Genomic DNA, 22,790 nt, shown 5'->3' on the forward strand with positions numbered 1-22,790 from the left:
CAAAATTCAACCAAGAATATATTAATCTTTAATATTGTGTACTGAAAACCGGTTCAACACACTTTTTATAAATCCTTTAATCTTGATTAACAAAAACTTTACAATGGTAAATTATGGGGATAAGTTGCCAGTGAGGATCATCCCGATCGCTGCGATTCCCGCACCGGAAATGGCCAAGGCGACCAGCCAGTCCTGGCCTTTGAACAGCTTTCTCTTCCTGGACAGTTGCATGGGGATGTAGAGCACAAATCCCGCCAGATAAAGAGAAGAGACCATCAGCAAATAATCCAGGCCCGCGGCATACAGGAGCCAGCAAGAATAAAGTGCAGCCAGAAATCCGATCAGACCATCCCGCACTTTATCTTTATCATTAAGATAAGTTTCCCCCGTTTTTACCAACTTTAATTGATATAGTGTTGACAGGAGGTAGGGAATTAAAACCGCCACACTGGCCATCGAATAAACCGCCTGATAAGTGGATGCGGAGAAATGAACGATAATGACGAATGCTTCCGTGATCAGGCTTGTCCACCACAGGGAAACGATCGGCGTATTTTTGCGGTTTTCCCGCATAAAGCTGCGGGGAAACATGCCATCCTGCGCAGCCACATAGGGAATCTCAATCGTGAGCAGAATCCAGCTCAACATCGCTCCCGCAATCGAAATGATCAACCCGACATTGATAAGAACAGCCCCCCACGGTCCGACGATCTTAGCGAGAACATAAGCCATGGACGGCTCCGGCAACGCCTGCAGTTGCTCTCTGCTCAAAACCCCCAAGGACAAAATGGAGATCAGCATATAGACCAACAATGTGCCCAATAAACCGAATACGGTCGCCGTGCCGACATCCCGATGCCGTTTGGCCCTTCCGGACAAAACAACGGCTCCTTCAATACCGACAAATGCCCATAAGGTAACCAGCATCGAATCCTTTACCTGTTTCATGATAAGAGTCCAGGAAAACGAACCGTTTCCCCAGAAGTCCGTGAAAAAGATTCCGCGGTGAAAGGCAAAGACCAGGAAGATGATGAAAATGAAAATAGGCATCAATTTTCCAATCGTGGTGATAAAGTTGACAAAAGCCGCCTCTTTCACCCCGCGCATGACCAAAAAATGAAAAGCCCAGACAAAAAGGGTTCCGCCCAGCAGAGAAGGAAGATTGTTTCCCTCTCCAAAGATCGGATAAAAATAATTCAGGGTGCTGAACAAAAGCGGAATAAAGGAAACCAGTCCCAAAATCGAGGCAATCCAATAACCCCACGCGCTGTTAAACCCGATAAACGCTCCGAATCCCGCCCGCGCATAGCTGTAGATTCCCCCGGTCAGTTCGCCTTTGCGCAAGGTCAAATTTTGGAATACCAGGGCCAGCATCACCATTCCCGCCCCCGTAATCAGCCAGGCGATCATCACCGCTCCGCTGTTGGCGGCTGATGCCATATCCTTGGGCAGATTAAAGGCTGCTCCCCCGATCACCGAACCGATGATGGCTGCCATCAGCGCCCATAAACCCAATTGCCTTTGTTGTCCCATTCTTCATTCACTCCATTGATGAGCTTTATATCGATATAAATGACAATTTATCGCACACATTTATGTATACTATATTAATTCGTTAATTTAGTAAAGTGATAAAGATTGGAAGCAACATAAAAGGCGCCAAGCTCCTTTTCGGCTTGGCGCCTCCGTTCAGGCGTGAACATTTGCGGCCAGATAGGTTCCTTCAATATGTAAGTATAGGATATTCAAATCGCAAATTCGCCTTGACAACTCATTCATTTCCTCCGTCAGCCGCAAAAATGAAGTTTCGTCGTCCATTTCCTTCAGATCATTGAATTTCTGCATATACTCCCTTTCCAACATCTTGACCCGTTCAGGAATTTGCGAACAAATCTCCTGGCATTTCAATTCAAATTCATCTTGAAGTTCTTTAGACAACGCCTCATATTCCTGATGTAAAAAGGGACGCTTGATCCCCAGCCGCTGGTCGTATCGAAACTCAAACGGCACCGTATCCATCGATGATTCTCCCTTGCCTTTTTGTCACTAGTGCACGTCTGCTTGATTTTGTTTCAGTTTATACAAATCCATTTGTTTTTTCAACAGATCGTTTTGCAACAATTGCTTGGCCTGTTTAATAATCTCGGTTTTATCTCCGCCTTCTTTGCTCCAGTCATCAAGCAGAACGTTCGCCTGATTTTGCCAGTTCTTATCCAGCTCCATAGAGATTTCCTGCTGGCGCCGATCGGAATAATCCTTCAATTGGGATTTGCGTTCATGAATCCAATTATTAATCGTGTCGAAGGTTTCCGTATCGACTTTGCCTGTCTTTTCAACGAAATGGTTCGCCTGATCCAGGCGGTTGTATTCTTGCTCGATCTTGCCGACCAGATTGTCATGAAACTGCTCCAGCCGATTTTCATCCAAACGGTGCTCTTTGATGATCGAATCAAGCGCTCTCATTTGCCATGGAGAATTGGCCATTTTCAAAGAGAGCTTTCGCTCTTGAAAGGCTTGATCCAATTTTTTCGGATCGTCAACCGCTGTATAGTCGCCACCTGTGACATCGGTCACTTGCTTCAGTTTGGTTTCCGTTTTCGGATCGACATCGATGCCGATGACATGAACATTGGCCAGCGCGTTGGAGAGGTGGAGATTCTCAGCCGCCTTAACCGGATCACCGCCACAGTTTTCATAGCCGTCGCTGACGATGATCAACTGATTTTCCGCTTGCGTCGGAGCCCCCGGCATCATGTCCTGCTTGCTGGTTAGAATCGCGAGGGCCATGGGAGTATAGCCGGTCGGTTTGATCTTGTCCAGCACTTCCTTCCATTTGGACTGATCCGGCACGGCACCCGAAACCAATTTGGCGGTGCTTTGGCAAGAAAGCGGTTTGTCCTTTTCCTCGGCACTTCCCTGATTGCCGTAAACCCTCAACTGAAAAGCCGTCTTATCCTTGGGCAGGGAGTCGGCAAATTTTTGGATCGCCTCTTTGGCATAATCCATCTTCGTCTTTCCATTTATTTCCCCGTCCATGCTCTTGCTTGTATCCAAAAGGACGACAAAATTTATTTTTTTCGGAGCAGTGGGTTTTGCCGGCAACGTGCTGGCTGAAGCAGATGAATTCGCACCGGATTTTTGCGTTGTGTCTGCCTTCCATCGGTTAGCGACCTGCTGCCATGCATTCACTTTATCTTCATAGCTGGTTTTACCCAATTCATCAAAAAACTGAACATCATTTTTATAATTTTCGCCAACCAACCCTAACAGATAAGCATACGCTTTGTCATCCGACAATCCTTTCGGCATCTGCTTCAACGCCTTGATCACCCTTGATTGGTTGTACTTGTCGCCGGCGTATTCTCCTTCTCCCCGGTCTGCAAGGATATCCGGCAAGTCCGTATGTGGAGCCGGGCTTCGCGGAAGATCATCTTGTTCGATTTCCTTTTCCTCCTGGGTTGATTGATTGTCTTTGATCGCCAGTTGATCCAAATGATTTAATTGGTCCGGCTTATCAATTTGGCTTCCTGCCGTCTGTTTGATTTGCTGGAGCACCGGAGAGCAACCACTCAGAGAAAAGGCAGCGACAAGCATCCCGAATAGCAGAAAACAAAACTTTCTTTTTTGCATAAGCCCTCCTTCTGAGTCGGCTTTTTGGTTGAAGGGATGCCCCTTCACCTTCTGGTGTACCAGTTTGATTTTAGCTTACTTGAACTGTACTCATTTGACAACATCCGGCCGGCGGAGCGATTGACAATCTTGCGGCATTTTTCATTTCCCATCCACGTTTTTCACTTGCACCGCTGTTAAGGAAACTTCCTCCCGGGCGCTACGACAGCCGATGGCTCGCTCCCCTTCAAACATGGACGGGGATGATGTAAATCCAGTTTATTCAATGTTTCCGGCAAAATGAACCGTTCACCAAGATCGTTCTCCTTCAGGGGCAAATGCAGGCGCTACGATTGTGCCATTTGGTTCCATTGATTCCTTTGTTTGTTGAAATAAAAGGATTTCGGTATAATAACGGTTAGGGACAAGTTGCCCTGACAGAGGAGAGCTGTTAAGAATTTTTCACATAGGACGGATCGTTATGAGCAAAAACAACCAATTGCGTGTCGTAGTCGGCATGTCCGGTGGTGTCGATTCATCGGTCACCGCTCTGCTTTTAAAAGAACAAGGCTATGATGTGATCGGCCTGTTTATGAAAAACTGGGACGACACGGATGAATTCGGACACTGCACGGCAACGGAAGACTTTGAAGATGTGCGGCGTGTCTGTGCGCACATCGGCATTCCCTATTACTCGGTTAATTTCGAAAAAGAGTATGAGCAAAAAGTCTTTCAGTATTTTTTGGATGAATACCGCAAAGGCCGCACGCCGAACCCCGATGTGATGTGCAACCGCGAAATCAAATTCGGGGAGTTTTTAAATAAAGCCAAACAACTGGGTGCTGATTATATCGCCACGGGCCATTATGCTCAAATCATTGAACGGGACGGTCAAAAATATCTTGCCCGCGGTGCCGATCCAAACAAAGACCAAACCTATTTTCTTTATGCTGTGCACAAACCCCAGCTGATGCAGGCCATCTTTCCCATCGGACACATGCAAAAGAAGGAAGTGCGGAAACTGGCTGAGGAAGCGGGTTTGCCTACTGCCAAAAAGAAAGACAGCACAGGCATTTGCTTTATCGGCGAACGGAATTTCCGTGAGTTTTTAAGCCAGTATCTCCCTGCACAGCCAGGTGAAATTCGGACACTGGACGGGGAATATAAAGGAACTCATGATGGTTTGATGTATTACACGCTCGGGCAGCGCCAAGGTTTGGGCATTGGCGGCAGCGGAACCGGTGAACCCTGGTTTGTCGTAAAAAAAGATTTGTCCACCAATACCTTATATGTTGCCCAGGGGCATGATCATGAAGCTCTTTATTCGAGCGGACTGATTGCAACGGATATCAACTGGCTGGGCGATGGAACCCCGCAAAGTCCGTTTGAATGCACGGCCAAATTTCGCTATCGCCAACAAGATCAGCCCGTTCTCGTCACCCCGCAAGCGGACGGCACATTTCGCGTCGAGTACAAAGAGCGGCAACGTGCAGTAACTCCCGGTCAGTCCGTGGTCTTTTATCAGGATGAAATCTGCCTTGGCGGAGGAATTATCGATCAGACCTTTTAAATATAACTTGGAAAAGGGCTCTTTCAGTAAAAAACTCGAAAGAGCTCCTTTTAAATTTCATCCTCGCTCTGTGGAAAAAGTTTCTTTGGATACACCGGAATCATGGAAGGAATTTCCGCGCAAGGTTGCGAATTTATTCTATTACCATCGACATAATCTTTTCTTTATTCCCTCTATTTTTAAATCCGTCGAAACCGCGAGGCAGGGAGGTTTCCTCAATGAAAGGTAAACAGAATACTCCGGTTCGCAAGCCGGACGATTTGTCTCCCGAAGACTTCAGCTTACAGATCAGACGAAAAGCGATTGGGTTTATCAGTGCCGGCGTTGCATGCTCGATCATGTCATTCGGCGCCTACTGTCTCACTTCCACCGCTGCGGTCAGAAATCAAACCGATGCTGCACCAGTCATCCAGAATCCTGAACCCAAAACAGAAGTGATCCAAACAGCCACGGATCACAAGACTGAAAGCCCGTCACCCCGTCAAATCGCTTCCCGAGGCAATCTACAAACGGAAAAAAGCACATCACTCCCCGCAAATGAAACCGATTTGGCAACGAACCAGGAACGGATCAGCACGCATGTGCCCCATTTGAAGGAGAAAAGCCCATCCACCCATTCGACTTCCCAGCTTTCTCCTGTCGTGGCTCTCAATGATTCCACAAAAGATTCCACAAAAGAAAAAGAGGAACCCGTCTATGAAAGTGATAAGAAGGCAGCAGAGAAACAGCCCAAGCCGATCGATTATTTCGATTTTGATCAACCCGGTCTGATCCAGGAACTGGAGAAAAACGTTAAATGGGCCCAGCCAAAATCAGATTATGCGACCAAATAAAAATAAAAAGGATCGATCAAAACGACCGATCCTTTTTTTGGCGTGCCCTGGAAGATTCGAACTCCCGACCTTCTGATCCGTAGTCAGACGCTCTGTCCAGCTGAGCTAAGGGCACATATTGGTGCGGACGAAGGGACTCGAACCCCCACAGCCTTGCGGCCACAAGAACCTGAATCTTGCGCGTCTGCCAATTCCGCCACGTCCGCACGATTATCAATTTTTTATGGAGGCGGCACCCGGATTCGAACCGGGGGTAAAGGTTTTGCAGACCTCTGCCTTACCACTTGGCTATGCCGCCATATGAATCGATTCATCAGCAATACGATCATACTGGCAGGGGCGGTAGGAATCGAACCCACACTGGAGGTTTTGGAGACCTCTGTTCTGCCATTAAACTACGCCCCTTCAATGGTGCTGGTGAGAGGACTTGAACCCCCAACCTACTGATTACAAGTCAGTTGCTCTACCAATTGAGCTACACCAGCGAAAGTGGTGGCTCGGGACGGAATCGAACCGCCGACACGAGGATTTTCAGTCCTCTGCTCTACCGACTGAGCTACCGAGCCTTATTCAGTCCTCTTTCCTCGATCATCATTTGTTAAGTGGCGGAGAGAGAGGGATTCGAACCCTCGAGACGGGTTTTGCCCGCCTACACGATTTCCAATCGTGCTCCTTCGGCCAACTCGGACATCTCTCCATGTTACTTAGCAAATCATTTGTCTCAATCGAGGCATTTTTTACTTCGTATCGCATCGACAAATATTATATTACACAGGTTCAATTATAATGTCAACAGGAATTTTGATTTAAATTTATTCTGAAATTTTGTTGCCCATGTTTGTATTTTTACGTTTTTTGGAGCGTCATTCTTTCTTTCTGTAAAAGTGTATTGCAGGTACGGGTTGCGTTGTCCCTGCAATCTTCCCGTATTTCCAAATCCCTGTCTGCGACGGATCATTCCCCGCCCCGCTTTTGACAGCTTTCATGCCCTTGTTGTCATTGCCAAAACGCGGGAGGTTTGTCTTTGCTTCTTTTCCCGTAGCAAGAACGGTGAAAGGAAAAGTTTTGCTAACCCTTGCCAAAACTTCTTCCAAACCAATTTTGCCTTATGTTCAAACATGGCGTCAAACTCAGCCCATCGGCATCCGTGATGGATTTTTCCGGCTTATGTTTCCTTACCATGTGCTTGACTTGAGAGCCTTCCAAATTGTTCCGCCGAGAGCACCACTGGATATCCTGGTGCAGATTCTTTGATCTTCGCGGATCCATTTGGTGAACGTGCAACGGTGCAACTAACTGAAGGGGCACATTTGGAGGAATCAATACACAATCCATCCTTCTCCTGCTCTTTTGCATACCATTAACATCTCTTCCATCTGATCTCCCTCACAGAGGAAAACAGCGCTCTTCATCGATATTTGAGAAGAACAGCAGAATCCTTGCAGTCGATCATAACATCCGGATTGCTTTGAACCGTTTCCCATGTATCATCTGTTCCAATTTCACCACGATCCCAGAGAGTTCAAAAAAAGAGTGCAAGACCAGCTCATCCCCTCATCTGACGCCCACTCCCATCTAGCTGGAAGAACTGAAAAAGTTCCTGGCGATTGAAAGCGTTTTGGATGACGCCGACAGCGGATTGGGAGCCCCGTTTGGCCGGAAAATTGCCGAAGCGCTGGAATATATGCTCAAATTGGGCGAGAGGGACGGTTTTAAAACCAAAAATGTCGATGGCTATGCAGGGCATATCGAATACGGCATAGCATATCGAATACGGCATAACTGAAGTCAGAGGTTGGTTTTCTCGATCGTTTCTTGACCCACTGGCTTTTACAGAATACAAAAAAACCACCTCCAACGAGGTGGCTTGTATCTTTGCCTGGCAACGACCTACTCTCCCAGGGGTGAACCCCAAGTACCATCGGCGCTGGAGGGCTTAACTTCCGTGTTCGGGATGGGAACGGGTGGATCCCCTCCGCTATCATCACCAGACAAGTAGTATATTATCATGGTTTTATATTCATTTCAAGAGGTTTTTCCAAAAAAATTCCCGGCAAAAAGTGAACAGCCGACAGAGCGATCGGCTGCATTTTTCGCCTATTTTACAAAGTAACCGACAACAAGGGCCATCACCATGAACACGATCGCGAAGACAGTGGTCAGTCTGATCAGCAACGCATCAAAACCACGCGCTTTCGCTTTGCCCATCAAGTGTTCGGCACCCCCGGCAATGGCTCCGGACAAACCCGCACTTTTGCTCGATTGCAGCAAAATCACAATGATCAGTGCGACGCAAAAAATTGCAAGGATTATTTTAGATGCAATTTCCACGATTAAACCTCCTTGCCCAGCTATTCACTGAATAGACTGTATCATATTGAACTGAGGTTTTCAACAAAGAAAAAGGGATCCCCGCCCGTGTTTGCGGAAAGATCCCCTTTTTTCATAAATTAGCCGCGCAGATTATAGAAAGCGCTGCGTCCCGGATATTGAGCCGTAAACCCGAGCTGATCCTCGATGCGCATCAGCTGGTTGTATTTGGCTACGCGGTCCGTCCGGGAAGGAGCCCCGGTTTTGATTTGACCGGCACCTGTCGCAACTGCGATGTCGGCAATGGTGGTATCCTCCGATTCACCGGAGCGGTGGGAGATGACGGCAGTGTAGCCGGCACGTTTGGCCATTTCGATCGCATCAAACGTTTCGGTCAGGGTTCCGATTTGGTTTACCTTGATGAGAATCGAGTTGCCGACTCCTTTTTCAATTCCGGAAGCAAGGCGTTCAGTGTTGGTGACAAAGAGGTCGTCACCGACGAGCTGCACTTTGTTTCCGAGGCGCTCGGTCAGTTGTTTCCAACCTTCCCAGTCATCTTCAGCCAAACCGTCTTCAATGGAGATGATCGGGTATTTTTGGATCAATTCTTCATAGAAGGCGATCATTTCTTCAGAAGTACGGGTAATGCCTTCACCCGCAAAGTGGTATTTGCCGTCTTTAAAGATCTCCGTGGAAGCAACATCAAGCGCGAGCATAACGTCTTTTCCCGGTTGGTAACCGGCGCGTTCAATCGCGGTTACGATGGTGGCGAGGGCTTCTTCATTGGAATTCAAATTGGGAGCAAATCCGCCTTCGTCACCAACACCCGTCGCATAACCCTTTTCTTTGAGTACAGCTTTGAGGTTGTGAAAGATCTCCGAACCCATGCGGACCGCATCACGGATGTTTTCCGCGCCGACCGGCATGATCATGAATTCCTGGATATCGACGTTATTGTCGGCATGCGCCCCACCGTTCAAAATGTTCATCATCGGAACCGGGAGCACTTTGGAATTAAATCCGCCAAGGTAGGTGTACAACGGCAAGTCCAGAGCTTCAGCCGCAGCGCGGGCAACAGCCATCGAAACGCCCAAAATTGCATTGGCACCGAGGTTAGCTTTGTTCGGCGTACCATCCAGCTCGATCAACGCTTTGTCGATCGCGACCTGATCGAGTGCATCCATGCCGATCAACTGCGGAGCGATTACTTCATTCACATTGCGCACCGCATTTAACACGCCTTTGCCGAGATAGCGGCTTTTGTCCCCATCGCGCAGCTCAATCGCTTCGTGCGCACCGGTGGAAGCACCGGAAGGAACGATCGCGCGTCCCACTGCACCGGATTCGAGAATAACTTCAACTTCAACGGTCGGATTCCCGCGGGAATCCAATACTTCACGGCCATATACTTCAATAATCGTGGTCATGGTTCATTCCCTCTCTTTTTCTGTTATTTGGAGATAATCATGCTTTTCCCTGTCATTTCGTTCGGTTGTTCAATTCCAAGGAGATCGAGCATGGTCGGGGAAACATCGGCCAGGATGCCTTTTTCCCGGAGTTTAACCCCTTTTTTCGTCACAATGAACGGAACGGGGAAAGTCGTGTGAGCCGTATGCGGGCGGCCGTTTTCATCAATCACCATATCGGCATTGCCGTGGTCGGCGATAATGACGGCAACACCGCCTTTTTCCAGCACGAGATCGACCACTTTGCCAAGGCACTCATCCACTGCCTCAACCGCACGCACAGTCGGTTCCAGTTTTCCGGAATGGCCAACCATATCCGGGTTGGCGAAGTTCAGGATAATGGCATCGTGTTTCTCTGCCGCAATTTCCTTCAACAACGCATCGGTAACTTCATAGGCGCTCATTTCCGGTTTCAGATCATAGGTGGCCACTTTGGGAGAATTGATCAAAATCCGGTCTTCACCCGGAAACGGCTCTTCACGCCCGCCGCTGAAGAAAAAGGTCACATGCGGATATTTTTCCGTTTCGGCGATGCGCAGCTGTTTCAGATTGCTGTTTGCCACCACTTCCCCAAAAGTGTTTTTCAGGTCGGTGGACTTATAGGCAACATGCCCCTGAACCGCCACGCTGTATTCCGTCAAGCAGACAAAATAGAGGTCTTCCGGTCTGGACGGACCGCGGTCAAATTCCTCAAAATCATCGTTGGCAAAGGCAAGTGAAAGCTGGATCGCGCGGTCAGGACGGAAGTTAAAGAAGATGATCGAGTCATGGTCTTGAACGCGGCCAACCGCTTCCCCCTTGTCGTCAACCATCACGGCCGGCACCACAAACTCGTCAAAAACCTCTTCTTCGTAAGATTTTTTGATCGCTTCTACCGGATCGCGGAAATCAGGGCCTTCGCCGTAAACCATCGCGCGGTATGATTTGCCTGTGCGATCCCAGCGTTTATCCCGATCCATGGCATAATAGCGGCCATGCACGGAGGCAATTTGGCCCACACCGGTTTCTTTCATTTTTTCTTGCAATTGTTCAATGTACTTCACCGCGCTGTCGGGAGCAACGTCGCGGCCATCGAGAAAAGCGTGAACGTAGACATTTTTCACATTTTCCTTCGCCGCCAGCTCCAACAGGGCAAACAAATGGTCAATGTGACTGTGCACACCGCCGTCGGAAACAAGTCCGCAGAGGTGCAACGCACTTTGATTTTCCTTTACGTGTTTGATCGCTGCCAGGAATGTTTCATTTTTAAAGAAACTCCGGTCTTCGATCGATTTGCTCACGCGCGTCAGATCCTGGTAAACGATTCGTCCGGCGCCAATATTGAGGTGTCCCACTTCGGAGTTGCCCATTTGCCCTTCCGGCAAACCGACCGCGTTTCCACTCGCCTCCAGCGTGGCATGCGGAAACTCATTCCAATAGCGGTCGAAATTCGGTTTACGGGCCTGAGCCACCGCATTCCCCTCTTTATTTTCACGCAGGCCGAAACCATCAAGGATACACAAAAGCACGGGTTTTGGACGTTTCATCATTTTCACCTGCCACTACTTCGCTGCTTGTACCAATTGAATGAACGAACCGGCGTTCAGGCTGGCTCCTCCCACCAACGCGCCGTCAATGTTGGGCTGCTTGATAAAGGAATCGATATTTTCCGGTTTTACGCTTCCGCCATACTGGATGCGGACTTCATTGGCCACTTGTTGGTCAAACTGGTCGGCAACCGTTTTGCGGATAAAGCTGCATACTTCCTCGGCATCTTCCGCGGTGGACGCTTTTCCGGTGCCGATGGCCCAAACGGGTTCATAAGCGATAATCGTCTTTTTCATCTCATCGGAAGACAGCCCGGCGGACGCCGCTTTCACCTGCTTGCGAACCACTTCCTTCGTCTGGTCGTTTTCACGCTCTTCCAGCGTTTCGCCGACACAGACGATCGGGATGAGACCGCCGTTTAACGCCGCTTTTACCTTTTTATTCACGCTCTCATCCGTTTCCGCGAAATAGGCCCGACGCTCAGAATGGCCGATGATCACATAAGTGACCCCCGCCGCTTTCAACATCGGGACGCTCACTTCGCCCGTAAAAGCGCCTTGCTGCTCAAAATGAACATTTTGTGCTCCGACGCCGATCCCGGTCCCGGTGAGTTCTTCAACCAGAGCGGGCAAGGCCAGGAACGGAGCACAGATGACAGCCTCTACCTCTCCCGGAAGATCGGCCTGTTTCAGTTCAGCCGCAAAAGAGACTGCTTCCTCCGCTGTTTTGTGCATTTTCCAGTTTCCTGCGATCACGGGTTTACGCATCTCAGGCTTCCCCCTATTCTTTATCTTGAAGTGCCGCAACCCCCGGCAGTTCTTTTCCTTCCAGGAACTCCAGCGAAGCACCGCCGCCGGTGGAGATATGATCAACTTGATCGGCCAGGCCTGCTTTTTCGATGGCCGCCGCAGAATCCCCGCCGCCGATGATCGTATGAGCGTTTGATTCGGCCAGCGCTTTGGCCACTGCATTGGTTCCCGCGGCAAACTGGTCAAATTCAAATACACCCATCGGCCCGTTCCAGATCACCAGTTTTGAAGCCTTCACCACATCGGCAAACAGTTCCCGGGTTTTCGGACCGATATCGACAGCTTCCATGTCGGCCGGAATCTGGTCGATATCCACAATTTTAACGGTCTTCGGATTGGGGCCGAATTCGTCGACAACAACCACATCAACGGGCATGTAAAAACGAACGCCGTTGCGCTCCGCTTTTTTTATCATCTCTTTGGCCAGTTCCACTTTATTTTCTTCAAAGAGCGATTTTCCGATCTCATACCCCTTGGCGTAGGCAAAAGTATAAGATAAACCGCCGCCGATGATCAGGTTATCCACTTTATCGAGCAGATTTTCGATCACGCCGATTTTGTCCTTCACTTTTGCCCCGCCGACGATCGCCGTAAAGGGACGCTCCGGATTGGTCAAGGCACGGCTTAATGTTTCAATCTCTTTTTGCAGCAGGAAACCGGCGACCGCAGGGAGATAAGCGGCAATTCCCGCAGTGGAAGCATGTGCCCGGTGAGCGGCGCCAAATGCGTCATTCACATAGAGATCGGCCAAACGGGCAAATCCTTTTGCCAACTCAGGATCATTTTTCTCTTCTCCAGGATAAAAGCGGACATTTTCCAGCAGAAGCACATCTCCGTCTTTCATCTCGTTTACCCGGGCTTCAACGGCAGGCCCAACGGCTTCATCCACTTTAAGTACAGACTGACCCAGATATTTGGACAAGGCTTCGGCGACCGCGTTCAAACGCAGTTCCTCAACCACTTTTCCTTTAGGCCGGCCCAAATGGCTGGCCAAAATCACTTTGGCCCCGTGTTCAATTAAGTATTGGATCGTGGGCAGTGCCGCGCGAATCCGGGTATCGTCGGTGATTTTCCCTTCTTCCATGGGCACGTTGAAATCGACGCGGCAAAAGACGCGCTTGCCGCGAACGTCAACATCGCGCACAGATTTTTTATTCATGGGGCTTCCCTCCTTATGCTGAGAAAGAGGAGAGCAGCTCTCCTCTTCCCGATCTTCCAAACCGTTCATTAGTATAACATATTTGCAATTAGTATAACTTCATCCGATTATTTAATTTATGGATCAAAGTCCTTTACCGGCTATATAAGCGGCTAGATCAACAACACGGTTGGAATAGCCCCATTCGTTATCATACCAGGAAACGACTTTTACCATATTGCCTTCCATCACCATCGTGGACAAGGCATCGATGGTCGAGGAGTGGGAATTTCCGTTATAGTCGATGGATACGAGCGGCTCTTCAGAGTAAGCCAGAATACCTTTGAGTTCTCCTTCAGCAGCTTCACGGAGTGCACCGTTTACTTCTTCAACGGTGACTTCTTTGCTCAGTTCAGCCACCAAGTCCACAACGGATACGTTTTTGGTCGGAACGCGCATGGCCATTCCGTTTAATTTCCCTTTCAGTTCCGGCAATACGAGGGAAACCGCTTTGGCGGCACCGGTCGTTGTCGGAATGATCGATTCACCAGCAGCCCGGGCTCGGCGCAAATCTTTGTGCGGCAGGTCAAGAATTTGCTGGTCATTGGTATAGGCGTGAACGGTGGTCATCAAACCGCGCACAATCCCGAATTTTTCGTGCAATACTTTGGCAAACGGCGCAAGGCAGTTGGTGGTGCAGGAAGCGTTGGAAATCACTTGATGGCTGGCAGGATCATATTTTTCCTCGTTTACACCCATCACGATGGTAATGTCCTCACCTTTGGCCGGAGCGGAGATGATCACTTTTTTTGCTCCTCCAACCAGGTGTTTGGCTGCATCTTCACGGTTCGTAAAACGGCCGGTCGATTCAACAACGATCTCTGCGCCTTCTTCGGCCCATTTGATTTGTGCCGGGTCGCGTTCAGCCGTTACTTTTACTTCCCGGCCATTCACGCTGAAGCCATTTTCCGTAACCTTTACTTCTGCGTCCAATTTTCCGTGCACGGAATCATATTTCAAAAGATGAGCCAACGTTTTGGAGTCGGTCAAATCGTTTACGGCTACAACTTCCAATTCGGGATGGTTCAGCATAGCACGGAACACATTTCGACCGATACGGCCAAATCCGTTGATACCCACTTTTACTTTTGCCATTATCTCTTCCTCCTTAATGTCTTATCCGTAGTATCCACAGTTAAGGGTGGGATTCATTCTCACATGGCAATCGCATTTTGCAGAATTGCCCGTGCTGCTCCTTCATCTGTGATCAAGGTGTCCTGGGAAATGTGGGAGCAGATCGCGACAATCGCTTCCGCTTTGCTGGAACCTCCGGCCACGGCCACAGCTTTTTCCACCTGATCGAGTTCCTCCAGCTTCAGGCCCAGCGTTTTGATGCGATGAACGATCTCTCCGTCGCGGTTGAAGTAATAACCAAATGACTCGCCTACCGCTTTCGTCTCCTCCAGTTTTTTCAGGATTCCGGGATCCGATTTGCGCCGGAGCGCCATGGTTTTGGCATCGCCGATCCCGTAAATGACGATACGAGCCTTTTTCAGAGAGCTCAGTACCTCCTGAATGTGCGGTTCGCGGATCAAGGTTTGGTATACCTCGTCGCTTACCTGATCGGGCACATGCATCATGCGGTATTTGCCACCCGTCCGTTTTGCCATCAGGGATGCGATGTAGTTCGCTTCCAGTTCCACCGCTTCCCCAACACCGCCGCGGGCAGGAACAAAAGTGGTCATTTTGAAGGCGGGAGTCGGCAACATCATTTCAGCCACCGCCAGCATGGTGCTTCCCCCGGAGACAGCGACAATCTGTTCTGGTTCCGCCTGCTCCTTCAGGTAACGGGCACCCGCTCTCCCGATCTCCTTCTTGGTCCAATCGGAGTCATCCGCATCGCCGGGAACGATGATGACTTCCTTCACACCCAGAAATGCCTTTAACTCCGCCTCCAATTGGTTCAGGCCAAACAGTTCCTTCATGAGCGGTTCCATGTCGGCGAGCAGCTCACTTCCCTTTTCCGTCAGTTTCATTCCGGTCGAATCGACAGAGAGCAGCCCTTGTGCCCGCAAAAAATCAGCTTCTCCGCGCAGCACTCTTTCCGTCATCTTCAAGGCAGCCGTCAAACTCCGCCGGCCGACCGGTTGCATCAACTGAACATGCCTGAGAATTTCATACCGTTTATGCATGACCTGAAGCAGATCCGGCAACAATTGCTTCTGAAGGTTTAAGATTTTATCCATTTCATCCCCCACCAAAGGGACTTCATACGTCCCGCGTAGGACAAAATCGTCCCGACCCGTTCAAAAAAAATCCCCGTTTCGGGATCAACTTCATTTTATCGCAAAGGTGTTTTTCTTGACAAGCCGTCTTTCCATTTTTATTGAAAATTCAAAGAAAACGCTTACGCCGGGCCGAGGAGACAATCCCCATTTCATCCCGGTATTTGGCGACCGTTCGCCGTGAAATCCGAATTCCTTCTCCGCAGAGCAGATCAGCAATTTTTTGGTCTGATAAAGGATCTTTTTTATCTTCCCCCGAAATGAACTGTTTTATTTTTTTCTTCACTGTCTCCTGTGACAGGTTCTCTCCCGATTTCGTTGCCAGACCGGAAGGGAAAAAATAGCGAAACGGAAACAGTCCTTTTGGCGTTTGCATATATTTGTGCTGGGTTGCCCGGCTCACCGTCGATTCGTGCAGACCGACTTCTTCAGCAATGGTTTTCAGTGTGAGCGGTTTTAAATAATCCACGCCTTTTTCAAAAAACTCCTTTTGCCTGGTCACAATCGCTTCGGCAACCCGAAAGACGGTATCCCGGCGCTGCTCGATGCCCTTGATGAGCCACAGAGCGGACTGCAGCCAATTTTTCAGATACTGCTCCACTTCTTCGCCCATCTGTCCTCTGCTGCGGATCAGCTGCTGGTAGTAATGGTTTACCGTCAGCTGAGGCGTATCGCTCTCATTCATCACGACAACGTATTCATCATTCACTTTCTCTACATAAACATCCGGATATACGTATTGGGTGGGTGCGCCGGTATCATATCCCCTTCCCGGGCGGGGATTGCACTTTTTAATCTCATCAACAGCCGCTTGCAGTTCTTCCATCCCTGCTCCGAGAGCCTGTTCCATCTTGCGCCATTTGCCATCCGCAACATCTTCGAGATGGTGACGGGCAATCTCAATCGCCAGTGGATTGGGATGATCCATCCTTTTCAATTGAATTTCCAGACACTCTGACAGCGAACGCGCCCCGACACCGGCCGGTTCCATCGCCTGGATGACCTCCAGACACTCTTCAAACCGCTTTTCACTTATATGAAAGCGCTTACAGACATGGACGGCATCCACGTCAAGATAACCTCTTTCATCCAAATTATAAATAAGATAATGACAAATTTTCCGTTTTGCCGGCGTCAGATCAAACTCGAACAGCTGTGCCTCCAGCTCTTCAGCAAGCGTTCCGCTCCCTGCTGCATAAGGTTCAAAGACGGATTCCTTTTGCTCTTGCCGATAGCCTCCCCTGCGGCGGGAAACCGGCATCTCCTGAAGGTAATTCAGCCATTTATCCAAATTCAGGCGTTCCGCTTCCAGATCCGGCAACTCCAGCACCGGGTTTTCCGTCATCTGTTCAATGATGTACTGCCATAAATCGCTTGCGGAGAATTGCAATATTTGAATGGCCTGACGCAATTCCGGCGTCATCACCATCTTCATCCTTTGCTCCTGATAAAGACCATAACCCATCTGTATAGCCATTCTTTTCACCTCCGCCCCTTCTGTTGATCGCTCCCGGATTATGGATGACGAAAAACGGTTTCCAATAATATTATAATCGGGTCAGCCGCACCAAACCGCAGCATTGGAATACATGCCTCTCTCTTTTTATCAACATGTAAACTTCCTTTTTCTTCACTTAATCAATTATATTTTAACATAAGAAAGCCTGGTACTTTTTACTCTTTTTTGCCAGTACAAAGACCTGAAATTCAATTAAAAAAATCCTTGCCCCGGTTCATTCACTGTGTTATAATGACTTTCGTCAGCTTAATATTTCATTATGCGCCTATAGCTCAGGGGATAGAGCGCTGGTCTCCGGAACCAGGTGCCCAGGTTCGAATCCTGGTAGGCGCGCCAAAATACTGAAAACCACCACTTCCTTTGCTTTGGAAATGGTGGTTTTTTGTCGTCCGTGCTCCGGTCTAAGAAGAAACTGTCTGAAACCCCGCTGAGATGGCACGCTTTGTAAACTCATTAAGAGGTCCATGCGGCACATCATCCTTTACGGAAACCCACTGATAATCGGAATGATCTTCACTCAGCCGGATCAGAGCCGGGTCACTCAGGAGCCGGACCAGAAAGACGATCTCAACCAGGTGCTGATTCGTGTATTCGGAAACGTAAGAAAAGATCTGATAGGGCCGGACAATCTCCACATCCATATTCACTTCTTCGCGAAACTCCCGTTTCAACGCCTCCTCCGGATCTTCGCCGAAATCCACCTTTCCTCCGGGCAATTCATAGAAACCGGGCATGGTCAATTCCGTCAAAGACCGCTGAATGAGGAGCGTTTTTCCCTGATGATAAAGAAAGCCCCGGCAAATGATTTTTTGCTCCATTTCAACCTCCTGCAACCTCATTGCGCAAGCCCGCCTCTTTTTCAATCGGGCTGCCTTTTTCCGGATGAATGCGATTTAAGGAAAATGTTGTCATGCCGGACCATCAACGCCGAAATGCTTTCCGCGAAACAGGGCAGGAACGCCGCCCTTCCTGCGCCGCTCCCCATCTTTAGGGCGTTGACAATCGTTACGTCAACCGATTTACACATCCATTTTAGCAAATCTTCCCACCCGGTTTAAGCAACTCTGCAAAAGGTTTATCCTTTCCCGCTAAAGGTAAAGATACAGAGGCAGTCTTTTTCAAACAGGATTGATTTGACCTTTTTTGACCTTTAGGGTATGATAATAACAGGAACTGTTGTTGAAGTCAGCTACTCGGATAGAGAGAAAGGAGGGGGAGGGTGCCGTTGAAAACTTTTTCAGGCACCCGCAACCATGAACTTGATTCCGATGGTCGTTGAACAGACAAACCGAGGAGAACGTTCATACGACATCTATTCCCGCCTGCTGAAAGACCGGATTATCTTGCTGGGCAGCCCGGTCACAGATGAAGTGGCCAATACCATTGTGGCACAGCTTTTGTTTTTGGCTGCAGAAGACCCGGAAAAAGACATTCATCTCTATATTAATTCCCCGGGCGGCTCGATCACGGCGGGGATGGCGATTTTCGATACCATGCAGTTCGTCAAACCGGATGTTTCCACGATTTGTATCGGGATGGCCGCTTCGATGGGAGCATTTCTGCTCGCTGCCGGAGCCAAGGGCAAACGCTTTGCTCTTCCCAACAGCGAAGTGATGATTCACCAGCCGCTCGGCGGTGCCCAAGGTCAGGCGTCCGACATTGAAATCCGGGCCAAACGCATTTTGCGCACGCGTGAGCATCTCAACAAACTGCTGTCTGAATTTACCGGCCAACCGCTGGAAAAAATCGAACAAGATACAGACCGTGACTACTTCATGAGCGCGCAAGAGGCCCTGAACTACGGCTTGATTGACAAAGTGCTGACCAGCACGAAAAAGAAATAACTCTCTCCAGGAGACACGGGTTCCAGGTCTGATCGCCGGAACCCGTTTTTACTATGTAAACCGGTATATTCCGCGGATGTCCATTGCAGGGGCAGGTCGCGGTGTCCCCTGCTTGACCAACGGCCAAATGCCAATGATTGTTAAAAAGGAATATCACCCTGTTATAAAAAGAAGGAATTTTTCAAAATCTAGAGATGAAAGCTCCCCACCCATTGACCTGGCAACGGATCGGACAATGGGATTTGGAGCCATGAACCATGGAATTTCCGGTTGCTCGGTTTTCCCGCGGTCCGGTCACTGCGGTATCCGCCCTTTCCGATCGGTGCTTCTCCTATTCCTGATGCAGCCATTCATCCGGTTTGATGATTTTGATATGCACCGGATTGATCGGGGCTGCCGAACGTAAGCGTTTTTGAATGAGATCGACGAGATCATGATAGCGCGAGCGCGGAAAATCCCCTTCAGGAACAATGTACATCATGATTTTCTCGCCGTTATACTCCATCCTTACATCCCGCACACCCGGAACACTGAGCGCCACTTGTTTCATTTTGCTTTCCGGGTAGCCCATATGGGTGTAAGAATGGGAATCTTTGTCCAATCCCGTTTGGTCTTCTGTTTTTTCAAATCGTTGGCAAGCGGTGAAAAAGCAGGCCAGAAACAGCGACAACCCGAACAGAAAAATGCGTTTCATCTCAGGCACACCTCCGTGCCATTATTGTTAATCCGGCCCGGCAAATTATACATGAAAATGAAAAAGCCGAAGCGTTTTTCGCTTCAGCCCGCTTATCTCAGAACCGACTTGCCCGGTCCGTAATCATCCGACTTCAACAGCAACTCTGTCATCACCAAACTCCACATTAAGACGAGTTCAAAAACCGAGCCAATCGCCGGGTTATCCACCGCACAGGCAAAACCGACACCCACAACTGCGATAACAATCCCTGCGAGCAAAACGGGCCAGCGCAACTGCCGCCACAAGAAAAAAGCTGCAACCACCAGCGGCAGAAGCGCCAGGATGGTGGAGTACGGAAAATAATTTTTCGAGGGAAAATACTGGATCACCCCATGGATTCTGACCGGCTCCAAGTTAATCCATAATATATTGGTAAAAATCCCGAGCACTGTCAACAAAAACGTATACAAATGTGTAAAGACCTGAACAATTAAATATTCCGACCATTCGACCTGAATCCGGCGCAAAATATCCAGGGAGACAAAAACAAGAGTGGGCGTTAACAAGACATCGAACAAATAGCGAAACAAGCTGAGCATCTCCAGCAAATCCCCTTCACCGAAAAGGTTGCCCACCGACAGTACCGCATGATCGTAAATGAACGTCAAAATCAGGAATAAAATCCAGGATGTTCCCCAAAACGAGGATTCACGAAAAAAACGAAAACTCCACACAAACAACACGAGATACAAAATCGTAATCAAAGGGTAAAGGAACGTATCCATTTTTTCCTCCAAACGGAATGCTCATCAGTTTCCCTGTTCCATACCTTTTCTTTTATCTTATAAAATAATCGGGATCAAGTTCCGCCTAAATTGTGACACGTTTGATACGATTTTCCGCCCTGAAGAAGACAGCGGCGGACCAACCCCATCTTTTTTTGCATGGGGATGCCGCCGCCTGATGCACTACATTATTCCGGTTTGCTTACGATCTCCGCCAATTTATTCACAGCTGCTTCTTCATCCGAGCCATCTGCCACAATGGTAATCTCCGCACCCCGGGACACGGCCAGACTCATAATGCCCATAATGCTTTTGGCATTCACTTTTTTCGTTCCTTTTACAACAAAAATTTCGGAAGTAAATTTGTTTGCTTCCTGCACAAACAACGCTGCCGGGCGCGCGTGTAATCCTGTTTCCAATTCAACGATGACTTTTTTTTCTACCATAGAAATCCTCCTAACCTAACCATTTGACGATTGCCGCAATTTCCGGGCCATCTCGTCCAATTTGCGCAAGCGGTGATTAATGGCAGATTTGCTCACTTTTCCGCTCGGCAGTACCTGCCCCAACTCCGCCAAATTCATTTCCGGGTATTTCAGCCTGGTTTCCGCCACCTCTCTCAAGCGGGCGGGCAGCTGATCCAAGCCGATCTCCCGATCGATCAGATGAATATTTTCGATTTGGCGCATGGCTGCCTGGATCGTTTTATTCAGGTTCGCCGTTTCACAATTGACCAGACGATTGACGGAGTTACGCATATCTTTCATAATACGCGCATCTTCAAATTTCAGCAGGGAAGGATGAGCCCCGATAATATTCAAAAATTCCCCGATTTTATCTCCTTCTTTAATGTACACCACAAACCCTTTTTTACGCTCAATGATTTTCGCATGCAAATGAAATTCATTCATCAGTTTGCACAATGCTTCGCTATGATCATCATAAGTCGAGACAATTTCCAGATGATAGGAAGCACTGTCCGGATTATTCACCGATCCTGCGGCCAAAAAAGCCCCGCGCAAGTATGCCCGTTTGCAACAAGGCTTTTGCAGGATCGCGGGCGAAATCCCCTCTGTCTGCTCCCATGTCCCCCGTTTAAAAATGCCCAGGTTGTATAATACTTCTCCTGCCTGCCGGGATAAGCGGATCATGTAAACATTGTTCTTTTTCAAGCGCACTTTTCGGCGCACCAGCACCTCCGGCTGGATCTGATAAAGGGTTTTTATCAACGAAAAAATATATCGGGCCGTTGAGGGATTCTCAGTCGTAATATCCAGCATAAATGCCTTTTTCTGCAGCTGCACCGCTCCGTTCATTCGCACCAACGCGGACAGAATGGCCCGTTTGCAGCAAGGTTTTGCGTCAAGTTGGGTCAACTCTTTTTTTATGTTTGAGGTAAACGACATTTGGCATCCCCTTCTTTACCCGCTATGCCGTTTCTGCATGCGCTCGTCAATCAGCCTTTCGATATGGCTGCTGATCCGCTCAGCATCGTGACGCACAACAGAACGATATAGCAACAGGTTATCCGCGATCACGCGGCAACCCATCTCCTGAATCCGGTCAATATCAGGAAGAACCATCTTTTGCCCTTTTTCCGCGTATTTTTCCTGAATGGCAGGGGGCGGAACCTCGTTATTGATGATGGCGACATCAAACAACGGCTTTTCCACATGATCATAAATCGCTTTGATATGATCACTCGCCGTAAAATGATCGGTCTCTCCGGGCTGGGTCATCACATTGCAAACGAAAATCCGGCAGGCGTTGGCAGCGTAAATCGTCTCGCTCATCCCCTTGACCAGCAAATTGGGCAAAATGCTGGTATAAAGGCTGCCCGGACCGATTACGATCGCGTCTGCTTCCTGGATCGCCCGAATCGCCTCTTCCAGCGGCCTCGGTTCCGGGGGATTGAGAAAAACGCGTTTAATTCTTTTCCCGGTTTGCGGGATTTGCGATTCGCCTTTAATGATGGAGCCGTCGGTCATTTCAGCCATCAGGACAACATCTTGCTCGCTGGCCGGAAGCACCCGTCCGCGGACAGCCAAAACGCGGCTCATCTCTTGAACGGCGTGGGTGAAATCGCCCGTAATCTCTTTCATCGCTGCGATCATCAAATTCCCGAGCGTATGCCCGGCCAAGCCTTCCCCGCTGGTAAAACGATACTGGAGTACCCGCTCCAACAGCGGTTCGGTATCCGCCAGAGCAATCAGCACATTGCGAATATCCCCGGGCGGCGGCATTTGCAAATCATTGCGCAACCGGCCTGAACTGCCGCCGTCATCAGCAACGGTCACAATCGCCGTAATCTCGATCGGCAATTTTTTCAATCCGCGCAGGATGACGGACAATCCTGTCCCGCCACCAATGCAGACAATCCGCGGTTTCCTGTCCCGGTTTTCTTTCAATCTTTTTTTCG

The 22,790-nt window shown here is 49.0% G+C and carries 21 protein-coding genes, 8 tRNA genes and 1 rRNA gene; 4 read left to right on the forward strand and 26 right to left on the reverse strand.

From position 1 onward, the window contains the following. Nucleotides 1-111 precede the first annotated feature (111 nt). The 3 genes from I8U17_RS01500 to I8U17_RS01510 form a co-directional block, all read right to left on the reverse strand. Entirely contained in the window at nt 112-1,533 is a 1,422-nt protein-coding gene (locus tag I8U17_RS01500) for a basic amino acid/polyamine antiporter (protein WP_198058923.1), read from the reverse strand. 156 nt (nt 1,534-1,689) lie between these two features. Then, complete coding sequence (locus I8U17_RS01505) at nt 1,690-2,019, reverse strand: hypothetical protein (protein WP_033102380.1); 330 nt, start codon at nt 2,017-2,019, stop codon at nt 1,690-1,692. 27 nt (nt 2,020-2,046) lie between these two features. Continuing rightward, nucleotides 2,047-3,630 carry a VWA domain-containing protein gene (locus I8U17_RS01510; protein ID WP_052154460.1) on the reverse strand — a complete coding sequence of 528 codons (1,584 nt, stop codon included), beginning with the start codon at nt 3,628-3,630 and terminating at the stop codon, nt 2,047-2,049. Nucleotides 3,631-4,090: 460 nt separating this feature from the next. Between I8U17_RS01510 and mnmA the strand changes: the two genes are divergently transcribed. Then, on the forward strand, nt 4,091-5,179 hold the full coding sequence (gene mnmA, locus I8U17_RS01515) for a tRNA 2-thiouridine(34) synthase MnmA (protein ID WP_198055151.1): 1,089 nt from the start codon (nt 4,091-4,093) through the stop codon (nt 5,177-5,179). Nucleotides 5,180-5,397: 218 nt separating this feature from the next. Continuing rightward, nucleotides 5,398-6,012: a hypothetical protein gene (locus tag I8U17_RS01520; RefSeq protein ID WP_198055150.1), complete on the forward strand. Its 615-nt coding sequence runs from the start codon at nt 5,398-5,400 to the stop codon at nt 6,010-6,012. 38 nt (nt 6,013-6,050) lie between these two features. On the opposite strand, the gene I8U17_RS01525 is transcribed toward I8U17_RS01520, so the two are convergent. From I8U17_RS01525 to rpoN, 17 genes are all read right to left on the reverse strand, one after another. Then, nucleotides 6,051-6,127: transfer RNA gene (locus I8U17_RS01525), tRNA-Arg, on the reverse strand. Nucleotides 6,128-6,131: 4 nt separating this feature from the next. Beyond that, a tRNA-Leu gene (locus I8U17_RS01530) sits at nt 6,132-6,218 on the reverse strand. Between the two features lie 18 nt (nt 6,219-6,236). Beyond that, nucleotides 6,237-6,310, reverse strand: a tRNA-Cys gene (locus tag I8U17_RS01535). Nucleotides 6,311-6,343: 33 nt separating this feature from the next. Next, nucleotides 6,344-6,417: transfer RNA gene (locus I8U17_RS01540), tRNA-Trp, on the reverse strand. Nucleotides 6,418-6,421: 4 nt separating this feature from the next. Further along, nucleotides 6,422-6,497 (reverse strand) — tRNA-Thr (locus I8U17_RS01545). Between the two features lie 5 nt (nt 6,498-6,502). Continuing rightward, nucleotides 6,503-6,578: transfer RNA gene (locus tag I8U17_RS01550), tRNA-Phe, on the reverse strand. Between the two features lie 37 nt (nt 6,579-6,615). Continuing rightward, nucleotides 6,616-6,709 (reverse strand) — tRNA-Ser (locus tag I8U17_RS01555). A gap of 849 nt (nt 6,710-7,558) precedes the next feature. Beyond that, the gene (locus I8U17_RS01560; RefSeq protein ID WP_198058924.1) at nt 7,559-7,855 is read right to left on the reverse strand and encodes a hypothetical protein; all 297 of its coding nucleotides are present in this window, start codon (nt 7,853-7,855) and stop codon (nt 7,559-7,561) included. A gap of 34 nt (nt 7,856-7,889) precedes the next feature. After that, a 5S ribosomal RNA gene (rrf, locus tag I8U17_RS01565) occupies nt 7,890-8,004 on the reverse strand. A 105-nt stretch (nt 8,005-8,109) separates the two neighbouring features. Further along, nucleotides 8,110-8,343, reverse strand: a complete 234-nt coding sequence (secG, locus tag I8U17_RS01570) for a preprotein translocase subunit SecG (protein WP_033099851.1) — start codon at nt 8,341-8,343, stop codon at nt 8,110-8,112. A 119-nt stretch (nt 8,344-8,462) separates the two neighbouring features. Further along, nucleotides 8,463-9,749: a phosphopyruvate hydratase gene (gene eno, locus I8U17_RS01575; protein WP_198055959.1), complete on the reverse strand. Its 1,287-nt coding sequence runs from the start codon at nt 9,747-9,749 to the stop codon at nt 8,463-8,465. A gap of 23 nt (nt 9,750-9,772) precedes the next feature. Further along, nucleotides 9,773-11,314, reverse strand: a complete 1,542-nt coding sequence (gene gpmI / locus I8U17_RS01580; protein WP_033099849.1) for a 2,3-bisphosphoglycerate-independent phosphoglycerate mutase — start codon at nt 11,312-11,314, stop codon at nt 9,773-9,775. 15 nt (nt 11,315-11,329) lie between these two features. Further along, nucleotides 11,330-12,082 (reverse strand): triose-phosphate isomerase, encoded by a 753-nt coding sequence (gene tpiA / locus I8U17_RS01585; protein WP_198055957.1) that lies wholly within the window; start codon nt 12,080-12,082, stop codon nt 11,330-11,332. A gap of 13 nt (nt 12,083-12,095) precedes the next feature. Beyond that, nucleotides 12,096-13,283, reverse strand: a complete 1,188-nt coding sequence (locus I8U17_RS01590) for a phosphoglycerate kinase (protein ID WP_033099847.1) — start codon at nt 13,281-13,283, stop codon at nt 12,096-12,098. A 123-nt stretch (nt 13,284-13,406) separates the two neighbouring features. Further along, nucleotides 13,407-14,417, reverse strand: coding sequence for a type I glyceraldehyde-3-phosphate dehydrogenase (gene gap, locus I8U17_RS01595; protein WP_033099846.1), 1,011 nt, complete (start codon nt 14,415-14,417; stop codon nt 13,407-13,409). 59 nt (nt 14,418-14,476) lie between these two features. Next, complete coding sequence (locus I8U17_RS01600) at nt 14,477-15,508, reverse strand: sugar-binding transcriptional regulator (protein ID WP_033099882.1); 1,032 nt, start codon at nt 15,506-15,508, stop codon at nt 14,477-14,479. A 148-nt stretch (nt 15,509-15,656) separates the two neighbouring features. Continuing rightward, nucleotides 15,657-17,024, reverse strand: coding sequence for an RNA polymerase factor sigma-54 (gene rpoN / locus I8U17_RS01605; protein ID WP_052153984.1), 1,368 nt, complete (start codon nt 17,022-17,024; stop codon nt 15,657-15,659). 303 nt (nt 17,025-17,327) lie between these two features. Between rpoN and I8U17_RS01610 the strand changes: the two genes are divergently transcribed. Then, nucleotides 17,328-17,402 (forward strand) — tRNA-Arg (locus I8U17_RS01610). Between the two features lie 65 nt (nt 17,403-17,467). Here the strand turns inward: I8U17_RS01610 and I8U17_RS01615 are convergent. After that, nucleotides 17,468-17,884 (reverse strand): NUDIX hydrolase, encoded by a 417-nt coding sequence (locus tag I8U17_RS01615; protein ID WP_033099845.1) that lies wholly within the window; start codon nt 17,882-17,884, stop codon nt 17,468-17,470. Between the two features lie 435 nt (nt 17,885-18,319). Between I8U17_RS01615 and clpP the strand changes: the two genes are divergently transcribed. Beyond that, nucleotides 18,320-18,910: an ATP-dependent Clp endopeptidase proteolytic subunit ClpP gene (clpP, locus tag I8U17_RS01620; protein WP_033099844.1), complete on the forward strand. Its 591-nt coding sequence runs from the start codon at nt 18,320-18,322 to the stop codon at nt 18,908-18,910. Nucleotides 18,911-19,241: 331 nt separating this feature from the next. On the opposite strand, the gene I8U17_RS01625 is transcribed toward clpP, so the two are convergent. From I8U17_RS01625 to I8U17_RS01645, 5 genes are all read right to left on the reverse strand, one after another. Further along, nucleotides 19,242-19,604 carry a cation diffusion facilitator family transporter gene (locus I8U17_RS01625; protein WP_033099843.1) on the reverse strand — a complete coding sequence of 121 codons (363 nt, stop codon included), beginning with the start codon at nt 19,602-19,604 and terminating at the stop codon, nt 19,242-19,244. A 92-nt stretch (nt 19,605-19,696) separates the two neighbouring features. Continuing rightward, nucleotides 19,697-20,371, reverse strand: a complete 675-nt coding sequence (locus I8U17_RS01630; protein WP_198058925.1) for a hypothetical protein — start codon at nt 20,369-20,371, stop codon at nt 19,697-19,699. A gap of 188 nt (nt 20,372-20,559) precedes the next feature. After that, a complete protein-coding gene (locus I8U17_RS01635; protein ID WP_033099841.1) occupies nt 20,560-20,817 on the reverse strand; it encodes an HPr family phosphocarrier protein in 258 nt (85 codons plus the stop codon). Nucleotides 20,818-20,832: 15 nt separating this feature from the next. Then, nucleotides 20,833-21,777: a DNA-binding protein WhiA gene (whiA, locus tag I8U17_RS01640; protein WP_033099840.1), complete on the reverse strand. Its 945-nt coding sequence runs from the start codon at nt 21,775-21,777 to the stop codon at nt 20,833-20,835. Nucleotides 21,778-21,792: 15 nt separating this feature from the next. After that, complete coding sequence (locus I8U17_RS01645) at nt 21,793-22,779, reverse strand: gluconeogenesis factor YvcK family protein (protein ID WP_198058956.1); 987 nt, start codon at nt 22,777-22,779, stop codon at nt 21,793-21,795. Nucleotides 22,780-22,790: the final 11 nt, after the last annotated feature.

Source organism: Thermoactinomyces sp. CICC 10521, from assembly GCF_016055135.1.
Lineage (GTDB): Bacteria > Bacillota > Bacilli > Thermoactinomycetales > Thermoactinomycetaceae > Thermoactinomyces_A > Thermoactinomyces_A daqus.

Bases quoted from the DNA above. Each gene is read 5' to 3' on its own strand.
- clpP (WP_033099844.1), top strand. From the start codon at position 18,320: ATGAACTTGATTCCGATGGTCGTTGAACAGACAAACCGAGGAGAACGT.
- I8U17_RS01500 (WP_198058923.1), bottom strand. From the start codon at position 1,533: ATGGGACAACAAAGGCAATTGGGTTTATGGGCGCTGATGGCAGCCATC.
- I8U17_RS01520 (WP_198055150.1), top strand. From the start codon at position 5,398: ATGAAAGGTAAACAGAATACTCCGGTTCGCAAGCCGGACGATTTGTCT.
- I8U17_RS01630 (WP_198058925.1), bottom strand. From the start codon at position 20,371: ATGGATACGTTCCTTTACCCTTTGATTACGATTTTGTATCTCGTGTTG.
- I8U17_RS01625 (WP_033099843.1), bottom strand. From the start codon at position 19,604: ATGAAACGCATTTTTCTGTTCGGGTTGTCGCTGTTTCTGGCCTGCTTT.
- I8U17_RS01615 (WP_033099845.1), bottom strand. From the start codon at position 17,884: ATGGAGCAAAAAATCATTTGCCGGGGCTTTCTTTATCATCAGGGAAAA.
- rpoN (WP_052153984.1), bottom strand. From the start codon at position 17,024: ATGGCTATACAGATGGGTTATGGTCTTTATCAGGAGCAAAGGATGAAG.
- I8U17_RS01505 (WP_033102380.1), bottom strand. From the start codon at position 2,019: ATGGATACGGTGCCGTTTGAGTTTCGATACGACCAGCGGCTGGGGATC.
- gap (WP_033099846.1), bottom strand. From the start codon at position 14,417: ATGGCAAAAGTAAAAGTGGGTATCAACGGATTTGGCCGTATCGGTCGA.
- I8U17_RS01510 (WP_052154460.1), bottom strand. From the start codon at position 3,630: ATGCAAAAAAGAAAGTTTTGTTTTCTGCTATTCGGGATGCTTGTCGCT.
- whiA (WP_033099840.1), bottom strand. From the start codon at position 21,777: ATGTCGTTTACCTCAAACATAAAAAAAGAGTTGACCCAACTTGACGCA.
- gpmI (WP_033099849.1), bottom strand. From the start codon at position 11,314: ATGAAACGTCCAAAACCCGTGCTTTTGTGTATCCTTGATGGTTTCGGC.
- I8U17_RS01635 (WP_033099841.1), bottom strand. From the start codon at position 20,817: ATGGTAGAAAAAAAAGTCATCGTTGAATTGGAAACAGGATTACACGCG.
- eno (WP_198055959.1), bottom strand. From the start codon at position 9,749: ATGACCACGATTATTGAAGTATATGGCCGTGAAGTATTGGATTCCCGC.
- I8U17_RS01600 (WP_033099882.1), bottom strand. From the start codon at position 15,508: ATGGATAAAATCTTAAACCTTCAGAAGCAATTGTTGCCGGATCTGCTT.
- tpiA (WP_198055957.1), bottom strand. From the start codon at position 12,082: ATGCGTAAACCCGTGATCGCAGGAAACTGGAAAATGCACAAAACAGCG.
- I8U17_RS01590 (WP_033099847.1), bottom strand. From the start codon at position 13,283: ATGAATAAAAAATCTGTGCGCGATGTTGACGTTCGCGGCAAGCGCGTC.
- mnmA (WP_198055151.1), top strand. From the start codon at position 4,091: ATGAGCAAAAACAACCAATTGCGTGTCGTAGTCGGCATGTCCGGTGGT.